16 protein-coding genes are annotated in these 17,710 nt (G+C 32.8%); 10 read left to right on the top strand and 6 right to left on the bottom strand.

Translation table 11 applies throughout. The features are described 5' to 3' along the window. Positions 1-14: 14 nt before the first annotated feature. The 3 genes from EV144_RS05745 to EV144_RS05755 form a co-directional block, all read right to left on the bottom strand. A complete protein-coding gene (locus EV144_RS05745) occupies positions 15-791 on the bottom strand; it encodes a hypothetical protein (RefSeq protein ID WP_134146981.1) in 777 nt (258 codons plus the stop codon). Between the two features lie 28 nt (positions 792-819). Next, complete coding sequence (locus tag EV144_RS05750; RefSeq protein ID WP_134146983.1) at positions 820-2,049, bottom strand: phage integrase SAM-like domain-containing protein; 1,230 nt, start codon at positions 2,047-2,049, stop codon at positions 820-822. A 165-nt stretch (positions 2,050-2,214) separates the two neighbouring features. Beyond that, entirely contained in the window at positions 2,215-5,655 is a 3,441-nt protein-coding gene (locus tag EV144_RS05755) for a methylmalonyl-CoA mutase family protein (RefSeq protein WP_134146984.1), read from the bottom strand. Between the two features lie 293 nt (positions 5,656-5,948). On the opposite strand from EV144_RS05755, the gene EV144_RS05760 reads away from it, so the two are divergent. From EV144_RS05760 to purU, 7 genes are all read left to right on the top strand, one after another. Further along, on the top strand, positions 5,949-7,511 hold the full coding sequence (locus tag EV144_RS05760; RefSeq protein ID WP_134146985.1) for a murein L,D-transpeptidase: 1,563 nt from the start codon (positions 5,949-5,951) through the stop codon (positions 7,509-7,511). Positions 7,512-7,687: 176 nt separating this feature from the next. Beyond that, a complete protein-coding gene (locus EV144_RS05765) occupies positions 7,688-8,044 on the top strand; it encodes a hypothetical protein (RefSeq protein ID WP_134146987.1) in 357 nt (118 codons plus the stop codon). Positions 8,045-8,179: 135 nt separating this feature from the next. Further along, a complete protein-coding gene (locus tag EV144_RS05770) occupies positions 8,180-9,052 on the top strand; it encodes a hypothetical protein (protein WP_134146988.1) in 873 nt (290 codons plus the stop codon). A gap of 122 nt (positions 9,053-9,174) precedes the next feature. Then, entirely contained in the window at positions 9,175-9,594 is a 420-nt protein-coding gene (locus EV144_RS05775) for a cytochrome c oxidase assembly factor Coa1 family protein (protein ID WP_134146990.1), read from the top strand. An 8-nt stretch (positions 9,595-9,602) separates the two neighbouring features. Beyond that, positions 9,603-10,181, top strand: a complete 579-nt coding sequence (locus EV144_RS05780; protein ID WP_134146991.1) for a hypothetical protein — start codon at positions 9,603-9,605, stop codon at positions 10,179-10,181. 121 nt (positions 10,182-10,302) lie between these two features. Continuing rightward, complete coding sequence (locus EV144_RS05785; RefSeq protein WP_134146993.1) at positions 10,303-11,022, top strand: DUF4197 domain-containing protein; 720 nt, start codon at positions 10,303-10,305, stop codon at positions 11,020-11,022. 110 nt (positions 11,023-11,132) lie between these two features. Then, a complete protein-coding gene (gene purU, locus EV144_RS05790; RefSeq protein WP_134146995.1) occupies positions 11,133-11,987 on the top strand; it encodes a formyltetrahydrofolate deformylase in 855 nt (284 codons plus the stop codon). Positions 11,988-12,225: 238 nt separating this feature from the next. On the opposite strand, the gene EV144_RS05795 is transcribed toward purU, so the two are convergent. The 3 genes from EV144_RS05795 to pyrF all read right to left on the bottom strand — a co-directional run bounded on the left by EV144_RS05795 (position 12,226) and on the right by pyrF (position 16,034). Continuing rightward, positions 12,226-13,719 (bottom strand): catalase, encoded by a 1,494-nt coding sequence (locus EV144_RS05795; RefSeq protein WP_134146996.1) that lies wholly within the window; start codon positions 13,717-13,719, stop codon positions 12,226-12,228. A gap of 512 nt (positions 13,720-14,231) precedes the next feature. Continuing rightward, positions 14,232-15,032: an ABC transporter substrate-binding protein gene (locus EV144_RS05800; RefSeq protein WP_134146998.1), complete on the bottom strand. Its 801-nt coding sequence runs from the start codon at positions 15,030-15,032 to the stop codon at positions 14,232-14,234. Positions 15,033-15,206: 174 nt separating this feature from the next. Beyond that, the gene (gene pyrF, locus EV144_RS05805; protein ID WP_134147000.1) at positions 15,207-16,034 is read right to left on the bottom strand and encodes an orotidine-5'-phosphate decarboxylase; all 828 of its coding nucleotides are present in this window, start codon (positions 16,032-16,034) and stop codon (positions 15,207-15,209) included. A gap of 195 nt (positions 16,035-16,229) precedes the next feature. Here pyrF and EV144_RS05810 point away from each other — a divergent pair, with 195 nt between their 5' ends. The 3 genes from EV144_RS05810 to EV144_RS05820 all read left to right on the top strand — a co-directional run bounded on the left by EV144_RS05810 (position 16,230) and on the right by EV144_RS05820 (position 17,693). Next, complete coding sequence (locus EV144_RS05810) at positions 16,230-16,703, top strand: Dps family protein (protein WP_134147002.1); 474 nt, start codon at positions 16,230-16,232, stop codon at positions 16,701-16,703. A 107-nt stretch (positions 16,704-16,810) separates the two neighbouring features. After that, complete coding sequence (locus EV144_RS05815) at positions 16,811-16,996, top strand: CsbD family protein (RefSeq protein WP_134147004.1); 186 nt, start codon at positions 16,811-16,813, stop codon at positions 16,994-16,996. Positions 16,997-17,141: 145 nt separating this feature from the next. Then, positions 17,142-17,693, top strand: a complete 552-nt coding sequence (locus EV144_RS05820) for a helix-turn-helix domain-containing protein (RefSeq protein ID WP_134147006.1) — start codon at positions 17,142-17,144, stop codon at positions 17,691-17,693. Positions 17,694-17,710: the final 17 nt, after the last annotated feature.

Raw genomic sequence — 17,710 nt, forward strand, 5'->3', positions numbered from 1 at the left:
AGCACGAAACATTATCATTCAAATCTAAATCCAACTTTAGCGAGTTTAATCTCTACTAAATCAACTGCTTTCCTTGAATTCATAGGGTTATTCTTACCGCTTACATCATCACGTAGCATTGGATTTATCATTGATTGAATTGTGGATGCCTGTGCTCCTGTAATAGCACTCAGAATCGTAGCCATGCTATTAACCGATGTATTAAAGGGTTGCTTCGTTCTTAAAAAATCAATGATTCCAAGCTTTTCTAAAAAAACTATTTTTGCAGTACTTGTAGTATCACTTAAATCAATAATTTCATCACTTTGTTGTAATTCACCATCATTTTCATGTGAATACCAATCAAGGTTTTCTTCAACTGTTTCCTCATAAAACATTTGAAACATTGTATTGTTTCTTAGTCTTGAATCCTTTGGTAAATCACTTATTTTTCTAGTAAGTAAATCATTGAGAATTTTTGAAAATTTCTTGCTCTCATTCTCTACTTCTTCGACATCTGTTTCTTTATTTTCTTTCAAATGAATCTCAATATATTTATTCCTCCTTTGAACTATATCAGTCTTTTGCTCTCCACGATGATGATTTATATAATAAATATCAGGAACTTCAATTCCATTATCTAATTTTATTTTTTGTATTAATGAAGCCTTATATCTTGCATGCTCACTCATCAAATCGTACAATAACTCCACATCTAAATTATTAGTTAAATCATATATATTTCTTCTAATATCAAATTCAGTTAATTTACTGCTTTCGTTAAAAAATGCTATTAATTTTGAAATACTCATTTAAAATTGTGTTTTATTCTTTCTATTTTCAAAGTGCCAATTTATTAAAATATTCTAACATCTGCGAAGCATTATCATAAGTTGTTTTACCAATATAAGATAAGAACATTGTTTCAGTTCCATGTGCTGTTATATTCATCAATATAGAGGTTGGTATTCTACCGTAAAAATTCGTAGCAAATGACCTTCTACACACATGAGAACTTATAACTTGCCATTTTTCATATTTGCCAACGGTTAGAGTCCTTTTTTCATCAATACGCATTTTACCCTTTACAATTGTATTAATCTTTGCTTCCTTACAGACTTCTTTACAATAGCTATTAAAGTTTTCTAAGTTTATTCTATAAGGCAATCCACTTTCTATTATTTCGATTGCTGAAGGAATCAAAGGAATAGCAACCTTCTTACCAGTTTTCTTTTGCTTTAATTCTATAATTTTCATTCCATTTATATCTTTAATATTTTTTTCAGTAATATCAAGCAAATCACCTGCTCTTTGCCCAATTAAACATCCTAATAACAGCCATTTCCTTGCATTAATATAAGCCTCTCGCTCTAACTTAACATTTTTAATAAGTTCTTGCTCAGCTTCAGTTAAAATAATGATTTCGTCTGGCTCTTTGACTTGTTTGATTGCTTTGATTTGTTTAAACTGTGGATGTGTTGGAATTCCATTTATAGATGCTCTATTAACTACTGCCCTCAATATAGAGATATAAGTACCAATATAATTTATAGAACGTCCTTTAGCTCTATTATACTTTTTAAAGACATCAATAAAATTTAAATCTATATCTCTAATAAGTATCTGTTTTCCTTTTAAATTATCTATCTCATATTTAATTATAAACTTTTTAAGATTTTCTAAATTTTTAATTGACCCCGAACTTAAATTATCACCAGAATTAATATAGGCATCTATAGAATTAGTTAAAATATCTAAATCAACCACTACAACTTTATTATTAAAAAGGTCTATCTGATGTTGCAACCATTCACCAGAAAATATTTGTCCTTTATCAATCGAATTATTATAGGCATCATTAATAAAAACTGATAATTTTTCTAGTTTGAATTTAATTGCTTTCAATTCTTGACTCTTCTGCAACGGCTGTCCTTTATCTTTACTCCAATCATTGGGATTAATAACAAAACCAGTTTTACGCTTCCAAACTGATTCTCTATTTATTGAATAACGAATGTAAATGTTTGCATTTTCATTTTTACTTTGAATAAGATATTTTATAGTTGCCATCCTTTATATTTATTATCTGTCAAATGTAAACAAAAAAAATACACTTTTAGTCAACAATTAGTCAACCAAAAGTGTATTCCGATAAATTCATTAAAATCTAAAAAACAACTAAAGCATTGAAAATACTAGGATTTTATTCACTTTGATTTAGGCGAATTACTCATTTTACATATTCCTTCTATACTGTCCGCCCACTTCAAACAACGCCGAAGTAATCTGCCCCAAAGAACAAACCTTTGTAGCTTCCATTAAATAATCGAATAAGTTTTCGTTTTTAATTGCAGCTTCCTGAAGTTTATTTAAATGCTCGTTTACTTTTGCTTCGTGAAACTGATGTAAATTATCCAACATCGTAATTTGATATTGTTTTTCTTCTTCGGTTGCGCGGATAACTTCTGCCGGAATTACTGTTGGTGAACCTTTTGAACTTAAGAAAGTATTTACACCCACAATTGGGAAATCTCCGTTGTGTTTTAAGGTTTCGTAATACAAACTTTCTTCCTGAATTTTAGAACGTTGGTACATGGTTTCCATTGCACCAAGAACTCCGCCACGTTCTGTAATTCTGTCGAATTCTTGTAAAACGGCAGCTTCAACTAAATCCGTTAATTCTTCGATGATGAAAGAACCTTGAATTGGGTTTTCGTTTTTCGCTAAACCTAATTCTTTATTAATAATCAGCTGAATTGCCATTGCTCTACGAACCGATTCTTCTGTTGGTGTTGTAATCGCTTCGTCGTAAGCATTGGTGTGCAATGAATTACAGTTATCATAAATCGCGTACAAAGCTTGCAAAGTCGTACGGATATCATTAAAATCAATTTCCTGCGCGTGCAACGAACGCCCAGAAGTTTGAATATGGTATTTCAGCATTTGTGCTCTTTCGTTGGCGCCGTATTTGTTTTTCATGGCTTTTGCCCAAATCTTACGCGCCACACGACCAATTACTGAATATTCTGGATCGACTCCGTTTGAGAAGAAGAACGATAAATTTGGTCCAAAATCGTTGATATTCATTCCGCGACTCAAATAATATTCCACGTAAGTGAAACCATTCGAAAGCGTAAATGCCAATTGAGTAATTGGGTTTGCTCCCGCCTCTGCAATATGATATCCAGAAATTGAAACCGAATAAAAATTACGAACGTTTTTGGTAATAAAATATTCCTGAACGTCACCCATTAATCTCAACGCAAATTCAGTTGAGAAAATACAAGTATTCTGCGCCTGATCTTCTTTTAGAATATCGGCCTGAACGGTTCCACGAACTTGCGAAAGTGTTCTTACTTTGATTTCATTATAAACTTCTTGAGGTAAAACCTGATCTCCGGTTACACCCAAAAGCATTAAACCTAAACCATTATTTCCTTCTGGCAGATCGCCTTGATAATGTGGGCGTTCTGTTCCTTTTTCTTTGTATATTTTGTTGATTTTTGCCTCAACCTCTTTTTCTAAATCATTGGCTTTGATGTACAACTCGCATTGCTGATCAATCGCCGCATTCATAAAGAAACCTAACAACATTGGTGCTGGGCCGTTTATCGTCATACTTACCGAAGTTAAAGCATGAACCAAATCAAAACCAGAATATAATTTTTTGGCATCGTCTAAACAGCAGATAGAAACTCCGGCATTTCCAATTTTACCGTAAATATCTGGACGTACATCTGGATCATTTCCGTATAAAGTTACACTATCAAAAGCTGTAGAAAGACGTTTTGCAGGCATTCCCGCACTTACATAATGAAAACGTTTGTTGGTTCTTTCTGGTCCGCCCTCGCCCGCAAACATTCTCGACGGATCTTCGCCTTCACGTTTAAACGGATATAATCCCGACGCAAACGGAAATTCTCCAGGAACATTTTCCTGCAGATTCCATCGCAGAATATCACCCCAAGCTTCGTATTTCGGCAAAGCAATTTTCGGAATCTGTAAATGTGATAAACTTTCAGAATGCGTGGCAATTTTGATTTCTTTATCACGAACTTTAAACGAGTAAACCGGATTTTTGTATTTGTTTACTTTTTCATCCCAATTCAGAATAATTTCCCAATTGTAAGGATCTAAATCCATTTTTACTTTATCAAACTGATTTAGTAAAAGATTTAAAAAAATTCTGTTTTCGTCATGTTCTGCAATTCCGCTTGGCAAAACAGTAGAATCGTCGATACCTGCTTTTATTATTTGAGGAACTTTTCCAGAAACAGATTCTATCGTTTTAAAGATTCCGTATAATTTCTGAGCTACTTTTTGCTGTAAAAGTGCCGTTTCATCATAACTTCTATTATTCTCTGCAATTTCAGACAAATAACGCGTTCTGTGTGGCGGAATCACGAAGATTTTCTCGCTCATTTCTTTTGTGATTTCAAAAGTCGATTTCAAATCAGAATCAGTCTTTTCTACCACTTTATCCATAATCGCTTTATAAAGCGTATTCATTCCCGGATCGTTAAACTGCGAAGCAATCGTTCCAAAAACCGGCATTTCGTCTGGGTTTTTATCCCAAAGATTATGGTTTCTTTGATATTGTTTTTTTACATCGCGAATTGCGTCTAATGCACCGCGTTTATCAAATTTATTTAAAGCCACTAAATCGGCAAAATCAAGCATGTCGATTTTCTCCAATTGTGTTGCAGCACCAAACTCTGGTGTCATTACATATAATGATACATCAGAATGGTCCATAATTTCGGTATCTGATTGTCCGATTCCCGAAGTTTCCAGAATAATCAAATCGTATTTTGCTGCTTTTAGAACCTGAATCGCTTCTGCAACATATTTAGACAAAGCCAAATTCGACTGACGTGTCGCCAGCGAACGCATATATACACGCGGATTATTAATCGCATTCATACGGATTCTGTCTCCTAAAAGCGCTCCGCCCGTTTTTCTTTTCGAAGGATCGACAGAAACCAATCCGATTGTTTTTTCTGGAAAATCTATTAAAAATCGACGTACTAATTCGTCTACCAAAGATGATTTTCCTGCTCCTCCCGTTCCGGTAATTCCTAAAACAGGAATTTTAGAATTCGTATTATTTTGATGAATCTGATCAAAAACCGGTTTTGCAATTTCCGGGAAATTTTCTGCAGCCGAAATCAAACGTGCAATTGCCGTTGGATTTTTATCTTCTATATGATCAATTTCTCCGTTTAATTTATCTCCAATCGGGAAATCAGCCTTTTCAACCAAATCGTTTATCATTCCCTGAAGTCCCAAAGAACGTCCGTCATCTGGCGCGTAAATTCGGGTAATACCATATTCATGCAACTCCGAAATTTCACTCGGAAGAATTACACCACCGCCGCCGCCAAAAATTTTGATATGCCCCGCTCCTTTTTCATGAAGCAAGTCATACATATATTTAAAGTATTCATTATGTCCACCTTGATATGAAGTCATTGCAATTGCATTCGCATCTTCCTGAATCGCGGTATTTACCACTTCTTCAACACTTCTATCATGACCCAAGTGAATTACCTCAACTCCGGTTGACTGAATAATACGACGCATGATATTAATTGCGGCATCATGCCCGTCAAACAAAGATGCTGCGGTAACAATTCTTACTTTATTTTTAGGAATATATGTTTTTTGTTGTTCCATTTTATGAATATGATAATTTTATGAGGGCAATTTACAAAATATTTTAATATTTGAATACTACTCTAACTTTATGTTAGCAAAAAAATAATTGTTTTTTTCTCAATATATAGGTAACAATTTTGATTTGAGATTGATTTAGTTAAAGAAAGCTTAAAGACATGGCAATTTCGCAACATTTAAACAAAATCTAAAAACATGTCTCTCAGCCTACTAAAGTAATTTAGCATTGTAGAAATGTCCCAAATTTTTACCAAAATCTACGTAACCTAAATAGTAACGTAATATTAAAAAAAATGAAAACTTTATCTTCAATCACCGCAATAATTATTTTGAGCTTTTTTATTTCTTCTTTCACCAAAACAGAGAATAATACAAATAAAAAAACTTTAAAAACTACCGTTTACCTTAATGATTCCAATAAAGTAGACGATGAAGTAATCAATGATTTCTTTAGAAGATACTCTGATTTAAAAAAATACAAATCTGACGTTTTGTCTTTGTACAAAAGCAGATCTTTTGGAACAATTTGGTATGACGAAGATCAAATCAACGAATTTGGTACTGTATTGTATGAAAAAGCTAAAAAAACAAATGATTTATCAATCCCTTACCAAAAAGAAATAGATCAGCTTTTTGATTCTTCATCTGAAACCATTTCTAAAACAGATGCAGATATGCTTTTAAGTTCATTATATATAATATATGCTAAAAACAGCATTTCAGAATCTAAGAAAAAAGTTTCTTATGATGCTATGCTTAAAGATTTTATGAATTATAGCACAATCGAAGCATCTACTGAAAAAGAAGATAACTCTTCTAAAGTTACATTTGAGCAATACTACAAATTACAAGATGCTTTAAAACAATATAAAAAATTAGAGAAATCAAATAAATGGAAACCTATTGTGGCAGAAACACCATACAAAGATTTACGTCCAGATGCTGTTTCAAATACAATTGCGCAAGTTAGAACCCGTTTGTATTTATTAGGAGATTTAAAAAATGATTCTAAAAGTGATGTTTATGATCGTGAATTAATGGACGCTGTAATGAAATACAAAGTTCGTAACGGATTTAAACCTAATTACATCCTTGCAGAAGAACACATTAAAGAAATGAATATTCCGGTTTCAGAAAAGATTGCTACTTTGAAGCTGAACATGGAAAGATGTCGTGAAATAGCAGCGCAAATGGCTAATAGTGATGAATATGTTCTGGTTAATGTTCCGTCATACGAAATGATTTATGTTAAAAATGGAAAAGTTCAATTGAAATCCCCTGTTTTTGTTGGAGCACCTTTAACCAAAACAACCATTTTTAATGGCGAAATTGACAGAATTGTTTTTAGCCCATATTGGACAGTTCCACAAAGTATTGTACAAAACGAATTAAGATCTAAAATCGCTGCAGATCCAAATTATCTTGCCGAACATAATATGGAAATGGTAAATGGCCAGGTGAGACAAAAACCAGGACCAGAAAACTCTTTAGGTTTGGTAAAATTCATGTTTCCTAATCCAGATGATATTTATATGCACGATACTCCATCAAAAACTTTGTTTGATTTTGAGAAAAGAACCTTCAGCCACGGTTGCGTAAATTTAAAATTAGCAAAAGAATTAGCGTATGCAATGCTTAAAGATTATCCGGAATGGACTCCTGAAAAAATTGATAAAGCTATGGCAGGAAAAACAGAAAATAGTTTTAAACTAACTAAAAAAGTACCAATCTATATTACCTATTTTACTTCATTAGTAAATGAAAACGGTGAAATTGGTTTCTTCCAAGATGTGTACAATCAAGATAGTGATTTAGATAAAGTTACGCCTCAGCAATCGGTTTCACTTACAGAATAAAATAAAACTATATACATATAAAATGAGAACTTTCTAACTTTTGAAAGTTCTCATTTTTTTGTTTTAAAAAACCTTAAGTTATTGATAAAAAGACTTTTGAAGGTAATTTCATTTTCATGAAAGCTGGAATTTTGCATTATAATTTATACCACTTAATAATTCCAAATTTAATTATCATGAAAACATTGAATATCGATGGATTAACCATTTTTGAAATTAAAGTATTAGTACAACAAGGCGGCAAATTTGTGGCTTTTCCTAATACGGTTTCTGTATTATTAAAAAAAATCAAAAAGACTTCTACTGTCTATTTTATAAGACCTGAAGAAAGTACTTTTAAATATTCGGCTTATTTTTTATTTCTAAATTTAATTATTGGCTGGTGGTATCTTCCCTGGGGGCCAATTTCCCTTATCAAATCTTTATTTTATCTTTTTAAAGGCGGAAAAGATGTTACACTTGATATCTTAGAAATTTTAAACGAAAATTTACCGTTATATAATCCCGATATTCATTATTTACAGACCGCATAATTAATTTCAGTCTTTAAAATATGTCTTAAAATGTGATTTTTAAATCGTTTTTAGACAATTATTTACATCATTTAAAAAGAAGTTTGCAAGTATTTTCAAGTAAGATATTTGAAAATTCTTTTTAATGAATATCAAATGAAAAAACAAATTTTGCTTTTTAGTATTGCCGTAATTTTGCTTACTGCTTGTAAAAACAAACCTTCTTCTGCTCAAAATTTTACCTCTACAAAAAACCTTATCCGGCCTACGCCTCCAAAAAATCAAGGTCCGCCCCGCATTTTATTTATAGGAAACGATCATACCGAATATTTGGTAAGTGCTCCTATTTTGTTTGCAGAATTTTGCAATATCAATAATCAGCCTATGAATGTTGAACAATTGGTAACGATGGGCGTATCACTTCAAAAAGTGTATGATACCAACAAAACAGAAGCAAATCAAAATTTTTCTAATATTGATAAAGATGGAAATTATTACGATTATGTAGTTATTCAGGAATCTACTCCAATAGCATTAGGAGAACTGGAGAATTACAAAGAAAATGTAAAAATGATCGTCGAAAAAATACATAAAAACAGCCCCGACGCAGCCGTATATATTTATGAAGGAATGTCGCCTGTACCATACACCGATTCTGGTTATACCGAAAATTATGAAACAATGCGCAAAAACGCACTTTTGGTAATGGGCTTTATAAAAAATGCCGGTTTATTAAGAGTTGGTGATGCTGTAAAAGATGCTTACGACGGTAAAAATGGCTATAACTATTTGGCAGGAAACAAAGACAATCTGCGTTACGGAAAAAACACACTTCACTTATTAAACGATGGCGGATTTATGCAGGCTATTTTACTTTACGCTACTATTTTTGATAAAAAACCTATTATTCCAAAAAAGCTTTTATTAATTAACGGCACCGACGATAAAGCCGAGATGAGAAAGCAAGAAGTTGCAAAAGCAATCAGTAATCCAAAAGCGTTAGAAGAAATAGCATTTAGCAATCGTTAGAATTACATTCTATTATATTTTAAAATCATCATCGTTTTTATGATGATTTTTTGTTTATAATCTTAATTGTAAATTAGAAGAATAACATTAACTTTCTAAAGTTTAATATTACATTTTTTATTATGCTCGACGATTATTATGAACCTGCAAACAGCTGGTGGGACAAAAACTGGAAATGGTTTGTGCCAACGGGATGTGTAACTATTATAATGCTTTTAGTTTTATTTGCTGCTGAAATTTTACTTGGTGTTGCTTCTATATTGACTGAATCTGATGCTTATAAAGAAGCAATGGATAAAGTACAACATAACGAATTGGTTGTAAAACAATTGGGCAATCCGATTGAAAAAGACGGAATGATCTCAGGAAATATTGATGCGGACGATGATAGTGGAAACTGCGATTTAGAAATTCCGATAAAAGGCCCAAAAGGTGCTGGAGTTTTGTTTGTTACAGCGCATAAAAACGGAAAATGGATATTTGATGAATTGTCTGTTTATGTAAATAAAACGAATACGGAAATTAATTTGCTTAAGAAATAAACTTTCTCATGAATCACTTCTTAAAACTTTGCACTTCTAAAGTTCTATTTTTATTCCTGTTTTTATTTTTAAATTTAAATACAGAAGCCCAAAATAAATACGCTGCTTATACAGATAAAATAACTCAATTTTCAAAACCTTGCAGGATTTTATACCACAATGTTGACAAACAAGGAAACGGTTCTATAGAATTTACAAATCAAAAAAATCAAGTTTTACGTTGTCGCTTTTTTAATCATAAACCGCAAGTTTTGCATGGCGGTATTGTGTATCAGCTTTTTTATTATGAGAAAAATTTACTGCAACGCATTGACTCTTATGATATATCTGGAAAGCCTGCCGGCGAAAGGGAATCTGAAAACGAAGCTGTGACTATTTTTATTATTGAGAAACCAGATCTCTACCACAAAAAGAAGCAAATTATCGATCAGGCCGAAGGTAATATTGATATGAAAGATGACAGTGCCGAAAAAATCATCAGAGTCCAATTTTTAGGTTCTGACAATTTACCGATTAAAGAAGAAAAGCCTTTTTACATTTCAAGTAAAACCTATTGGAATTATAACGATAGAATGTATTGGCCTTAATAAATAATTAAAATGATAACGGCATAATTGTTATTTAACAAAATGTTTATGCTCCCAAAATAAAATTGTGGCTTTGTTTTTGAATAAGTAGTATTTTTGAAACTTATAAAACCCCCAATAAATGAAAAAGATTATAATTTTAGTATTAGCATTTTCGCTTAATTCGTGTGCGCAAGTGCCACAGATTTTAAATCAATTGCCACAAATTGCCTCACAGATTCCGGGAGTTGGCGGTGTAGATATTGCTTCTGGATTAAAAGAAGCCTTAAATAAAGGAATTACACAACAAGTGAGTAAATTGACAGCAGTTGATGGTTTTTATAAAAATGAAGCCGTAAAAATTCTTATGCCTGCAGAATTACAAAAAGTAGATGCTACTTTACGTAAAATCGGATTGAGTTCACTGGCAGATGAAGGTATTAAGGTTTTGAATCGTGCTGCAGAAGATGCTGTTAAAGAAGCAACTCCAATATTTGTATCGGCTGTAAAAAATATGTCGTTTACAGATGCTAAAAATATCTTATTAGGAAATGACAGTGCTGCAACCAGCTATTTACAAGGAACTACAACTACTGCGTTGTACGGAAAATTTAATCCTGTTATTAAGACCTCATTCGAAAAAGTGGGTGCCGATGTAGTTTGGAAAAATATTATAACAAAATACAATACTATTCCGCTAGTGAAAAAAGTAAATCCTGATTTGACTGATTACACAACAAATCAAGCACTTGCAGGAGTTTTTAAAATGATTGCTGTTGAAGAAAAAGACATCCGTAATAACATCAGTGCAAGAACAACACCGCTATTAAAAAGTGTTTTTGCAATGCAGGATGGAAAGTAAGCTCTAAGGTTCTGAGATGCTAAGTTCTAAGATTAAAAACCTTGTCAACTTTGCGTAAATCTTTACGAACTTTGCGCTTAAAAACTAAACCAAAAAAACTAAACCAAAAAATGCAAAAAATAACGATTCTCATTCATTGCAAAGACCAAAAAGGAATTATTGCCGCAGTGACCACTTTTATTGCCAAAGTAGAAGGAAATATTACTTATATCGACCAACATGTTGATGTAGAGCAAAATGTTTTTTTTATGCGTCTGGAATGTGAATTTAGCAATCAGAATAGTAGTCTGGATGTTATAAAAGAAGAGTTTAATCAAACTTTAGCTGTTGATTTTAATATGTCCTGGGATGTATACAATCAGGAACAAAAACCAAAAATGGCTTTGTTTGTGTCTAAATATGATCATTGTTTGTTTGATATTTTGGGTCGTTACAGCGCTGGAGAATTAAGTGTCGAAATTCCGGTAATCATTAGTAATCATAATGATTTACGTTCTATTGCCGAGCGTTTTGATATTCCGTTTCATTGTGTTCCTTTTACAAAAGACAACAAAGAAGAAGGTGAAGCAAAACAAATTGAACTGCTTAATAAATATCAGATCAATTTTATTGTTTTAGCGCGTTATATGCAGATTGTGACACCAAAATTGATTTCGCTATACGAGAATAAAATCATCAATATTCACCATTCGTTTTTACCGGCTTTTCCGGGTGCAAAACCGTATCATTCGGCTTTTAAACGTGGTGTAAAAATTATTGGTGCTACAAGTCATTACGTGACAGAAGAATTAGATGAAGGTCCGATTATCGAACAGGATATTGCACGAGTTTCTCACATTCATTCTGTAGAAGACTTTATTATGAAAGGCCGTGATTTAGAGCGAATTGTTCTGGCGCGCGCTATAAAACTTCATGCAGAACGTAAGACTATGGTTTATAGTAATAAGACAGTGGTTTTTTCTTAAGGTTCTAAGTTGCTAAGGTTCTAAGATACTGAGCTTTTAAATCTTTGAACTTATTTCTTTTGCTCGCAGATTTAGCAGATTAAACGGATTTACACTGATTATATAAATAACAAACCCGACAGATTTAAATCTGTCGGGTTTTATTTTGTTTTAAACTTGAAGCTTTGCAACTCTGAACCTTTGCCTCTTAAAAGAAAAACCTTAGAAACTCAGTATCTCAGAACCTTCAAAAAAACCTTTATCTCGCAGTAATCAATAATCTTGGATCACTGAAGTTATTTACTTCATCCATTGTCATTCCTAAAGCATTTGCAACTCCTTCTCCGTATGCCGGATCGGCTTTGTAGCAATTTCTAATGTGACGAACCTGAATAAATTTCTGTGCTCCTCCTACTTGTCCGGCAGTGTTTTTAAAAAGCAGTTGTTTTTTCTCATCCGTTAATAAACGGAATAAAAGTCCTGGTTGTGTAAAATAATCGTTGTCATCTTCTCTAAAGTTATACGCGTATGCATCACCGTAAATTGCCAATGGCGGTTCTTTTATTTCTGGTGAATCCTGCCATTCTCCAAAACTATTTGGTTCATAATGTTTTCTACCTCCATTATTTCCATCAACACGCATTGCTCCATCTCTGTGGAAAGTATTGTAAGGACATCTTGAAGCATTTACCGGAATTTGGTAATTGTTTACACCTAAACGATAACGGTGCGCATCTCCGTAAGAGAATAAACGTCCCTGAAGCATTTTGTCTGGTGAGAAACCAATTCCGGGAGGAACATGCGCCGGATTAAACGCAGCTTGTTCTACTTCTGCAAAATAGTTTTCCGGATTTTTATTCAATTCGAATTCTCCAACAGGAATTAAAGGGAAATCACCTTTCAACCAAACTTTCGTTAAATCAAAAGGATGGAAACGGTATGTTTTTGCCTGTTCTTCTGACATGATCTGAACAAACATTTTCCATTTTGGAAAATTACCTTCTTCAATAGCACTGAACAAATCTCTTTGGTGGCTTTCTCTGTCGCCTCCAACAAGTTTTGCTGCTTCTTCATCAGATAAATTTTCGATTCCCTGTTGTGAAACTAAATGAAATTTTACCCAATGTCTTTCGTTTTGTGCATTTATGAAACTAAAAGTATGAGAACCAAATCCGTGCATTTGTCTGTACGTTTTCGGAATTCCTCTATCGCTCATTACAATCGTAACCTGATGCAATGCTTCGGGTAATAATGTCCAAAAATCCCAATTGTTATCAGCACTTCTTAAATTGGTTTTTGGATCACGTTTTACAGCGTGGTTCAGATCAGGAAATTTCATTGGATCTCTAAAAAAGAATACAGGTGTATTATTTCCTACCAAATCCCAATTTCCTTCATTAGTATAAAATTTCATGGCAAAACCACGAATATCTCTTTCGGCATCGGCAGCACCTCTTTCTCCTGCAACAGTTGAGAAACGTACAAACATTTCTGTTTTTTTACCAATTTCCGAAAACAAGTCAGCTTTTGTATATTGTGTAATATCATTAGTGACTGTAAAAGTTCCGTAAGCTCCTGATCCTTTGGCATGCATTCTTCGTTCCGGAATCACCTCACGATCAAAATGTGCCATCTTTTCTAAAAACCAAAAATCCTGTAATAAAACGGGGCCGCGAGGTCCTGCAGTTTGAATGTTTTGATTGTCTGGAACGGGAGTTCCTGTTGCAGTTGTTAATTTTTTGTTCGAATCCATATTGCTGATGTTTAATGTTTTATCAAATATACAAACTTATCGTTATCACATTAATAAACAAAATTGATTGTTATTATATTTTAATAATCAAAACTTATTTAACACTGCAGAAAGCTCAAAAAAGGTCTTAATAAATCTTAACTTATGTCCAACAAAGTAATAACAAAACCTTAACATCAAAAGATTCATATATATCTGATCTTTGTAGTGTAATAAACTGGTTATTTATTATTTTGGTTTTGGTTAGTTAAATGATGCCGGCGTCTTCGAGATGCCGGCATTCTTTTTTATATTAAGTTTGTTTTTTGTTTCAAGTTTCAGGTTTCAAGTTTGATATACTTTGAGTTTATTTAACCGCAAAGTCGCAAGGTTTTTATGCAAGAGATTTGAATAAACGCAAAGGTTCGCAAAGCTGTAAATAAAACTTTGCGAACCTTTGCGTAAATCTTAGCGAACCTTGCGGTTGAATACAAGCTCAAACAACTTGAAACCTGAAACCTGAAACAAAAAAACTAATTTCTAAGTCTTTCGTGAAGTAATTTAAAATAAGTAAAGGCTTTAAGAAGTCTGCTTCCGTGCCAGGAGAACATTTCGCCGTCTACAAAAACAGTTTTGGCGTGATGTGTAAAACGTCCGATTTCAAAAGCGTCTTCTTCTTTAAAAGGATAAGGTTCTGATGAAAGGAAAACCAAATCGGGATCGCCTTCTAAACGCATTTTTTTAAGTTCAATTTCTGGATATCGCCCTTTGTCTTCGTAAATATTTTTGAAATGATTTAGTTTTAATAGCTCATTTATATACGTATCATTTCCTGCAGCCATATATGGGTCTTTCCAAATAAAATAAGCTGCTTTTTTAATTTCGATATCCTGAATGTATTTTTTGAATTCGCTTAAAGCGAAAGCCAATTTATCGTTCCATTTTTGGGCTTCGGTTCTGCAATTAAAAATTTGACCGAAATCTGAAATCATCTGAAAATTATCTTCAATAGTTACAATATTGGTTACCCAAACCGGACAAATTGTACTTAACTGATTGACAATTTCTTCTGTGTTTTCTTCTTTATTACAAATGATAATATCGGGCTGTAGTAATTTTATTTTTTCGAAATGAATCTTCTTTGTACCGCCAACAATTTTCTTTGTCGATTTAAGATGATACGGATGTACGCAGAACTTCGTAATTCCGATTATTTTTTCTTCTAAACCTAAATCATACAATAATTCGGTTTGAGAAGGAACTAGCGAAATGATACGTTTTGGAGCTGTTTCAAAAGAATGTATCGTACCAAGTTGATCTGAGATTTGTTTCATTGGGTTTGTTTCAGGTTTTCTTTGTTTCAGGTTTCAGGTTGGATTGTGGTTCAACTGCAAAGTTCGCAAAGGTTTACACTAAGAGCGCAAAGATATTTTCTTTGTGAACCTTGCGAAAACCTTTGCGAACTTTGCGGTTAAATTTTAGTTCAAAGTAAGGCAAAACTTGAAACCTTAAACCTGAAACTTTAAACTAATAATCGAAGCCATTTCTTCCTGCACTTTCAAAGCTTCTTCTCTAGCTTTTTCAGCAAAATCAGTTCCTTTTGAAGCGTAAATAATTGCTCTTGCAGAATTAACCAAAAGACCAATTTTATCATTCATCCCGTATTTACAAACTTCAGATAAGCTTCCGCCTTGAGCGCCAATTCCTGGAACTAGCAAGAAACTGTCTGGAACAATTTTTCTAATTTCTGTAAAATATTCTGCTTTTGTAGCGCCAACAACGTACATTAGATTTTCACTGTTTTTCCATGTTTTAGAAGTTTCTAAAACTTGTTTGTACAATTCTTTTCCGTTTGTGGTTAAAGTCTGAAAATCAAAAGCACCTTCGTTAGAAGTCAGTGCCAGCATAATGGTGTGTTTATTTTCGAAAGCAAGAAAAGGCTCTACAGAATCTTTTCCCATATAAGGTGCAACGGTTACACTATCAAAATTCAAATCTTCAAAAAAAGCTTTTGCATACATACTCGAAGTGTTTCCGATATCGCCGCGTTTTGCATCGGCAATGGTAAATATCTCCGGATAATTTTCGTTGATGTAGTTTATTGTTTTTTGAAGCGAAAGCCAGCCTTTTATTCCATAAGCTTCAAAGAAAGCTGTATTGGGTTTATATCCTACCGTTAAATCGTGTGTAGCATCGATTATCGCTTTATTAAATTCGAAAATTGGATCTTCTGTTTCTAATAAATGTTGTGGCATTTTGGTTAAATCAGGATCTAAGCCAACGCATAAAAATGATTTTTTTTGAAGAATTTGTTCGTGTAGTTGCTGTGTTGTCATATTGTATTTGCTAGTGCGGCAAAATTACAAATAATATTATTGGTTTGCGAATGATTCTTTTTTGCCACGAATTACATAATTAACATCAATTCATTTACTATCACATTGAAGTCCTGTAACATCTGATGATAATTATGTAAGAAAAAACAAAAGCTGTTCTTATATCTTTGAAAAGAACCCTAAAATCAAACAATTATGAGCCTAAATATTGGAATTTCACCTCAGAACTTAAAGAAAAGCACGAGTATATTAGCTACAATTTTATCTAACGAGATGACTTTGTATGTAAAAACCAGAAAGTTTCACTGGAATATTTCGGGAAACAGTTTTATGGAATTACATAAATTGTTTGAAGATCAATATCGAATTCTTGAAGCTAATATAGATGAAGTTGCAGAGCGCATAAGCCAGCTTGGCGAAAAAACAATTGGAACGATGAAGGAGTTTATCGAAAATTCTACGCTTAAGGAATCTCCAAAAGAATATGCTTCGCAAAAACATATGCTGGAAGAACTTTTAGAAAACCACGAACAACTAGTGGTAGAATTTAGAGATTATATTCCTGTTTTTGAGGAAGGTAATAATGATTTTGGGTCTGCTGATTTTATTACAGGATTACTACAGGAACATGAAAAAATGGCTTGGGTTTTACGCCGTTATCAGCATTAAGGAATAAAAAGGTGTGAATTATGCAGCGTTGAATGAAATAAATGTAACAGGAATCCAAGCCATAATTTGCAATTTTACAATACAATTAATATACAAAACAAAACGTCATGAATACTACAGAAATAAAAGGAAATTGGAATGAGTTAAAAGGAAAACTTAAACAAAAGTATGCCGCTCTTACAGATGATGATCTAATGTACGCAGAAGGAAAAGAAGACGAAATGTACGGAAAACTTCAGCAGAAATTAGGTAAAACAAAAGAAGAATTTCATCAAATTCTGTCTGATTTGTAAAACCTTACAACTCAATCAGGAAATACCGTCTAGTACATATTATTAGACGGTATTTTTTTAATAACTTTATTCTAAAATACAATTCTACTCTTTAAAAACACTGTAACCACAAATAAAATAAGTATCTTTAACCAAATTAAAAAAAATGAAACTATTCATAAAGTTCGATATAAATACTATCTGTTCCCTTTATTTAAAACACAATCTGGAACAGCATAATATAAACTTTACTTCTCTTGGCTTTGGAGAAATCGAAATTAATGATAACCTTGACGCAGATGCACTAGAAGATTTAAAAACCAAATTGAGTCCGTGTGGTTTTGAAATCGTTGAAAATCAAAAAAGCGTATTAGTACAAAAAATTAAAGATGCTATTATTGAGCTTGTCTTTATGGATGACAGTAACAATTACAAAAGTTCTGTTTTTCTGGCCGAAAAGCTTAATCACAGCTATGGATATCTGTCAAATGTTTTCTCTGAAGTTACCTATTCTTCTATAGAAAATTTTATAATTTTGCAGAAAATCGAAAGAGCAAAACAATTAATTATTATAAATGAGATGAGTCTTACAGAAATTGCTTTTTTACTAAATTACTCGAGTGTTGCGCATTTGAGTACGCAGTTTAAAAACACAACTGGAATTACGCCGTCTGCTTTTCAGCGAATAATTAAGAAACGAAGAGAAAATTTAAAATAAAAACCCAAATACCATAC

This window comes from Flavobacterium sp. 270 (assembly GCF_004368785.1).
In the GTDB taxonomy this organism is placed as follows: Bacteria; Bacteroidota; Bacteroidia; order Flavobacteriales; family Flavobacteriaceae; genus Flavobacterium.